We start from the raw sequence: 6,436 nt of genomic DNA, 5'->3' as shown, positions 1-6,436 counted from the left end.
TAGTTATTAGTTATTAGTTATTAGTTATTAGTTATTAGTTATTAGTTATTAGTTAGATCGTGTTTGGTGAATCGAACGTAATTCCGTAGGGGCGGGTTTTACAGACAATTTCTGACTCACACAGACAATCTCGCCAACCCGCCCCCACCCAACCATAAATACAAACCTACATTTTCGGAAGAAATGCAAATTTCAGGTTGATGTGGGTTATCGGTTGTGGCGGGGCGGGTTTATCTAGATTGTTGCTAATCGTTAGATATTGTCTGTGAAACCCGCCCCTACGGGATGAATGTTAATTCTTGGATATAGGAGTGGCTTTTTCAGATTGTTTGTTAATGATTGCTACGGCAAAGTCAGAATTTCCACCCCAGAATCAGTCACAGCCAGAGTGTGTTCAAACTGAGCCGAAAGCTTACCATCTTTAGTGATAGCAGTCCAACCATCCGCCAAAATTTCCACATCCCAAGTACCCTCATTAATCATCGGCTCGATCGTAAAAACCATGCCTTGTCTGAGCTTCTTTCCAGTCCCCCGCTTACCGTAATGCAAAATTTCCGGTTCAGTGTGAAAAACGCGGTGCACGCCGTGTCCCGCAAAATTTCGCACTACCGAAAAACCTTGGGCTTCAGCATATTCTTGAATCGCCGCACCGATATCACCAGTGCGAGCACCCGGCTTAACTTCCGCAATTCCTCTTCTCAGACATTCCTCAGTTACTTCAACTAACCTTTTAGCTACAGGTGAAGGTTCCCCAACAAAAAAAGTTTTAGAAGTATCGCCATGATAGCCATCAACTAAAGGCGTTACATCAATGTTAACAATGTCGCCTTTTCTGAGAATTTGTTTTGCATTCGGGATGCCGTGACAGACAACTTCATTGACACTAGCGCACAGAGATTTGGGAAATCCTTTATAACCTAACGGAGCGCTTTTGGCGCCGTGGGCTAAAGTCCAGCGTTCCGCTTCGTCGTTAATTGCCAGAGTGCTGACACCCGGTTTAATCATTGGTTCAAGATGCAAAAGAAGCTGAGCTGCTAAGCGGCCAGCTTGACGCATTTTTTCGACTTCTCTGCTCGATAAAAGCACTAAACGTTCAGTTGCCATAATTTTTTTTGTCTTTTTTTGTGGTCGATTAAGAGTTTATTTAACTCAATTTTAGAATAGATTTGAACCAGCGCACAAATCGATCGCCCAAAGCTTCCAAAGAATATTCTACCTCTGCTTGTCGCCGGCAAGCGCTGCGGTCAATTTCATCTAAACGGGCGATCGCACTTACCAAGCCATTTATGCTGTCAGGCTCGACTAAAAAGCCCGTCACGCCGTCTCGCACAATTTCCGCCGGCCCCCCGCGCTCGTAAGCAATCACCGGCACACCGCACGCCAAAGCCTCGATCGCGACATTTCCGAAAGCTTCTACCCAGCGCGGCGTCATCAACAAGGCTCGGCACTGGCGGACTTGCTCTTGCATTTGGATTGTCGTCAGAAATCCTAAATATTCTACCGGAGCATCCGGGTAATCTGCACAAATTTTTTGCCAATAATCCTCATCCTGCATTTTGCCCATAATTTTCAGGGGAATGCCTGTAAATTTGGCGGCCGCCACAGCATCTTCTAAGGCTTTTTCCGGCGCGATGCGGCCTAGCCAAGCTAATTTGGGTTTTGGTTGGCTGCAAAATTCGTACAGCGATAAATCGATGCCGCTTCCCAATAACTGACACTCGGCGGCAAAAGCAAAGGTTGCCGCCTGGGAAGCGGTGTAAACTCCGATCGTACCGGGAAATTTGGCGGCGGTTTGTTCGGCGATGCGATCGAGCGATCGCGAAAGTGAGCCCATACTGATAAAATGGGCGATCGGAGTTCTAAAAAATGGCGTCAAATAAAACGGCAGCCAATCGTAAGCAAAGTTAACAATTACATCCCATTCATCTTCGACTTGGCGGGCGTATTCCCACATATTTGCCAGCACCCCATCGGCGGGCATTACAATCGGAGCGTGGTAATCTTGTGTTTGTGCAGTTACTTGTAAATCCCCAGGGATTTCGATGACTGGAATTGATTCTAAAACTGAACCTACTGGTGCTACCACTGCTATTTTATGACCGAGGCGGTGCAAATATGTGGCAATATTGAACACTGTAAGTTCAACTCCGCCGCCCAACCCGGAACCGAGCTGACCGACAGAAGTTGATAAGAACAATAATTTTAATGAGTTATTAGTCATTCGTCATTAGTCATTGGTCATCGGCCACTGATTTTAGCATATTATCAACAATCATAAAGTTAAGCTTTGCATCGGAATAATAATTAATTTTGCGATCGCAGTGCGAGCATCCCGCTCGCCAGCGTAATTTTGCAATTGTAGTGCAAGCATCCCGCTCGCTTGCTAACGATCGCCAACGCTCGCACTCCTAAAAAACACTTTTTACAGTCATTGAGATGCTCCCTAGAAAAAATAGAAGCAGTTACTTATATCGTAGATCAATAATATGTATGTGTTGACTAATGACCAATGACCAATGACCAATGACAACTGACTAATCATCCCTCCCAGAACGCGGGCGGATGCGATTCAACTGATTGATTGCCCACCGTGCAGTTTCCTGAACTTCTGCATCTGGATCGTCCGTGGCCCGGTGCAACAAGTGACTGATTTGATTCACCAATTCGTAAATCCGCGTCAAGTCGCGAATCGTATTTTTCCGCACTTCTGGGTTTTCATTTTGCAGGGAAATTGACCAGGCATTATTCATGGGTTTGAGAGTACGGATGCCAATTTCCGAGACACTTGCCAAAATTAAACTGTACTGTTTAGAGTCAGAATTTGCCAGCAAATCGAGCAGCGGCTCCACGGCTCGGGAATCTCCTTGCTGGCCGAGTTCCCAAATTGCTTTGCGCCGCTGTGCTGGGTTTAGGTGCTGCAAATCTTCAATCAGTTTTTCAATAATATCAAGTTTAGGTCTCGCCTCCTTTTCTGGAAGAGAAATATCTTTTTTTTGATTTGCTAGCTCAGCGGCTCGATTAGCTGTTTCCGGAATGTTCAAACCCGAGTCCCCGTAGCCGTTGCTGCTATTTTCCTCCGTCCCTGTCCCGCCATTAATTCGATCGCCCTCTACCCCTGCATCCTCAGATTCTACTTCCCCCGATTCCTGGATCGACGGTAAACGTCGATCGTTGCTGTCGGGATTGTAGCCCTGGGATGAATTGCCAGCGTAGGGCAATGCAGGGAATGATTTTCCTTGCTCATAAGCCTCCCGTTGCTGTCGGATTGTGGGATTTTTTTTCGGAACGTCGGGATTGCTGAATGCAGGGTTTTTTGGGTTGTGGCGAGAGCCTCTTGAACCTCTTCGCATGCGATGATTTGAATCGTCGCTGCCAACTAATTTTAGCATGATAAATACTGCCGCTGCCGTGACGACAACTGCTGCAAAACCCAACATTAAAAACCCCCGTTGGTTCGACAAAATGACAATTATATTGGAGATTGGTTTTGGGATTTTGGAATTAGATTTTTGCGGTTTCGACGGCAAGGAATTCTTTTTGTCGGGCGCTGGAGAGGGTTTTGGAGGATTGGAGTCCTGGCGGTCGTCCGGGGGAGAATTTGCCTGAGCAATTTCTTGGGAAACAACCCCGTAGGAAGCATTGACAATCTGTTGCCTTCCGTCCGCACTGGGACTAAAGGCAGCGCCCAGACAGGCAATGCAGGTCAATAAACATAAAGTGGAGCGGTAATGCGCCATAAGACTCAATCGGGTTTTTGAGAGGCCGCCGCCTGACGAGCTTTAGTGTAACCTTGAGTTAGCTCGATCCTAGCTGCTCTGCGTTCAACTAACTCACAAATAGCGCCCCACTCGCGAAAAATCATGGTTTGAGGTGGCAGCGCTCCGGATCTCGCTAACACAATTGCTTCATTGACGTGCAACTGTTTTACCTAATTAGTTGGAAAATAACTAAATTCGGAGGCTGCGGGTAAACCAGCGGCATCGAGAAAGTTGATTGCCAGCTTTCGCCTCAGCTACCTGCTGTGCAGGCGCTCCGGGCGCCACCAGCACAGCACGGCTGCGCTGGTGGGGGGAGGGGGGGCAATTGTCTCGCGCCGTCGATTTCTCGCCGATGGGGTAGCATGACCTGTGAGTTTAACTGCGTCATCGCGGAGCCGTTCACCAGCTTTTGTCTTAATCTTAATCGCAAGCCGGACAAGCGGGATTTGCAACAGGAACGAGAAACCAGGTTTTTGAGTAAATTCTGACCCGAATCGCAAATATTTTCAGTATGTTTATTTGTACTTACTTAACTTATGTTAAATGATCACAATTTCATGGCATTTAGCCGAATCTGATATAAGATCGAGCTAAATTTCTAGTGTGAGAGTAGAGGCATTTGTGAGCCAACAAGATATCTTAAATTTAGCAAAAGAAGGCGATCCCAGGGCGATCGCATTTCTGCTGGGCCAAGCACTCCAAAGCTTCGGCGTCACCGCTAAAGCCAGCCTGGAAAATGACACCCTGCACCTGCTGCTGGAAGCAGAACAATTGCCCGCAGAAGAAGCCTGTCTCCGAGTCGCAGTCAAAGGATTGCAGCGGCTCCAACCAAATAACATTTACCGACTAACAGTTTACGGGCGGGCCGAAGGCGAGCAATTGCCCGCTTGGACTCAGACGGTAGAATTAAAAAAACCCTTGACAAAAGCACCCGCTAGCGTACCTGTTGCCGAGAGAGCAATGGCGGCGGTAAGCGCAACGGCCTCGGTAAGTACATCGGCCTCCGTAAGTACAATGGCGGCGGTAAATGCACCGGCGGCCCCAATTCCTGTGACTTTGCCAACAATAGAAAAAACTCAAAATGTCACAACTGCACCGGCTCAAATACCAGAAAAATCGCCGCCTGCACCTGCTCAAATCCCAACTCCCAAACCCACAAACCAACCGCAGCCAAAGCCATCACCGCGGGCAAAGTTAGCTCGCAATAAAACTCAAAAATCTTGGATGTCAGTCGGTACTCTGAGTCTGATTTTTGTACCGATAGCTGGGTTTGTACTGGGTTCTCAATTTAACAAATCCTCAACCACCGCCAGCATTAACCCTCGAACAGAGAAGCCTGCGGTACAAAAAGTAATCTCGACCCCCTCTCGCTCACCGGCAGCCAAACCCCAGCCAGCCCCCAAATCGCCCGACCAGGCAGCAAAAACACCTGCCAATCTGCCTGCAACTGTCAGCATCAAAGCAGTTGGCGACATGATCCCCGGCACCAATTTCCCCTACAACAAACTGCCCGAAAAAAAAGAGCGTTTATTTGAATCGGTCAAATCTTACCTCCAAGGAGCCGATATTCTGTTTGGCAATTTTGAAAGCACAATGACCGATTATCCTTACAGCTCCAAAGGAGGCGGCGGAGGAATGCTGTTTGCCTTTCGGACGCCTCCGAGTTATGCCAAAATTTTCAAAGATGTTGGTTTTGATATCTTGAATATTGCTAACAATCACTCTTACGATTTTAACGAGCAGGGATTTAAGGACACGATCAAAAATATCGACAGCAACGGCATGAAGTCTGTTGGTAAAAGAGATCAAATTGTTTATCAAAATGTTAAAGGCGTGAATTTTGCCTTTATCGGTTTCAGCAACTACGGCGAAGTTCACAATTCATTGTTGGAAATGCAAGCAGGGGCAGAACTTGTCAAAAAAGCGAGGCAAAAGGCTGATATTGTAGTCATATCAGTTCATGCTGGAGCTGAAGGAACGGGAGCTCTGAATGTGAGAAATAAAAACGAGTTCTTTTACGGAGAAAACCGGGGAAATATGGTTTTATTTTCGCGCACGATGATTGATGCGGGAGCGGATTTGATTTTGGGACACGGCCCGCACGTTACCAGAGCTTTGGAACTGTATAAAGGGAAATTGATTGCGTATTCCCTCGGCAATTTTATGGGTTATCGCACTTTGTCCACAGCAGCAGAACTCGGTCAATCTCTGATTTTAGATGTAAAAATGACTCCAAAAGGTGATTTTGTTTCTGGTAAGATTATCCCCATCGAACTTGACAGACAAGGTATTCCATCTGTCGATAACGATTTTAGAACTGTGGGGTTGATTCGCCGTTTGACAAAGAGCGATTTTCCAAATACTGGTTTGACGATTGATGACAACGGACAAATTTTGAAAAAGAGTAAGTAATTATTGGTAATTGGGAATTGGGCCAACAGGAAATTGCGCGAAGCGAAGCGGACGGATTGGGAAGAAAGCTTGCGCAGGGCATTGGAAATAAATCACCAATCACCAATTACCAATTACCAATTACCAATTACCTAATTACTAAGGAATGAGAATTAAATAACTTACAATTTTTATTGTTCTTGATTGTTCTTGTGGGATGGGCGTCCAGAAAGGACGGGCGGGACGCCCATCCCACAAATATGTGTAAATTATTTAATTCGCGATCC

Annotated in this window: 7 protein-coding genes; 3 read left to right on the top strand and 4 right to left on the bottom strand. The window is 46.5% G+C overall.

Translation table 11 applies throughout. The annotated features are described in order from the left end of the window. Window positions 1-342: 342 nt before the first annotated feature. From map to QT974_RS29260, 3 genes are all read right to left on the bottom strand, one after another. On the bottom strand, window positions 343-1,104 hold the full coding sequence (gene map, locus QT974_RS29270) for a type I methionyl aminopeptidase (RefSeq protein ID WP_333471896.1): 762 nt from the start codon (window positions 1,102-1,104) through the stop codon (window positions 343-345). 40 nt (window positions 1,105-1,144) lie between these two features. Next, complete coding sequence (locus tag QT974_RS29265; RefSeq protein ID WP_333471895.1) at window positions 1,145-2,221, bottom strand: glycosyltransferase family 4 protein; 1,077 nt, start codon at window positions 2,219-2,221, stop codon at window positions 1,145-1,147. Between the two features lie 313 nt (window positions 2,222-2,534). After that, window positions 2,535-3,350 carry a HEAT repeat domain-containing protein gene (locus QT974_RS29260; protein WP_333471894.1) on the bottom strand — a complete coding sequence of 272 codons (816 nt, stop codon included), beginning with the start codon at window positions 3,348-3,350 and terminating at the stop codon, window positions 2,535-2,537. A gap of 37 nt (window positions 3,351-3,387) precedes the next feature. Here QT974_RS29260 and QT974_RS29255 point away from each other — a divergent pair, with 37 nt between their 5' ends. Further along, window positions 3,388-3,606: a hypothetical protein gene (locus tag QT974_RS29255; protein WP_333471893.1), complete on the top strand. Its 219-nt coding sequence runs from the start codon at window positions 3,388-3,390 to the stop codon at window positions 3,604-3,606. 136 nt (window positions 3,607-3,742) lie between these two features. Here QT974_RS29255 and QT974_RS29250 read toward each other — a convergent pair whose 3' ends face one another. Beyond that, on the bottom strand, window positions 3,743-3,919 hold the full coding sequence (locus QT974_RS29250) for a hypothetical protein (RefSeq protein ID WP_333471892.1): 177 nt from the start codon (window positions 3,917-3,919) through the stop codon (window positions 3,743-3,745). A 70-nt stretch (window positions 3,920-3,989) separates the two neighbouring features. Here QT974_RS29250 and QT974_RS29245 point away from each other — a divergent pair, with 70 nt between their 5' ends. Both QT974_RS29245 and QT974_RS29240 read left to right on the top strand, forming a co-directional pair. Next, entirely contained in the window at window positions 3,990-4,124 is a 135-nt protein-coding gene (locus QT974_RS29245; RefSeq protein ID WP_333471891.1) for a hypothetical protein, read from the top strand. A gap of 255 nt (window positions 4,125-4,379) precedes the next feature. Beyond that, window positions 4,380-6,170 carry a CapA family protein gene (locus tag QT974_RS29240; RefSeq protein ID WP_333471890.1) on the top strand — a complete coding sequence of 597 codons (1,791 nt, stop codon included), beginning with the start codon at window positions 4,380-4,382 and terminating at the stop codon, window positions 6,168-6,170. Window positions 6,171-6,436: the final 266 nt, after the last annotated feature.

Origin of the sequence: Microcoleus sp. BM001215392, assembly GCF_036700185.1 — a bacterium.
Classification (GTDB): domain Bacteria; phylum Cyanobacteriota; class Cyanobacteriia; order Cyanobacteriales; family Microcoleaceae; genus Microcoleus.
Note: the sequence above shows the minus strand (reverse complement) of the source record. Positions and strands in the feature narration are given on the sequence as shown.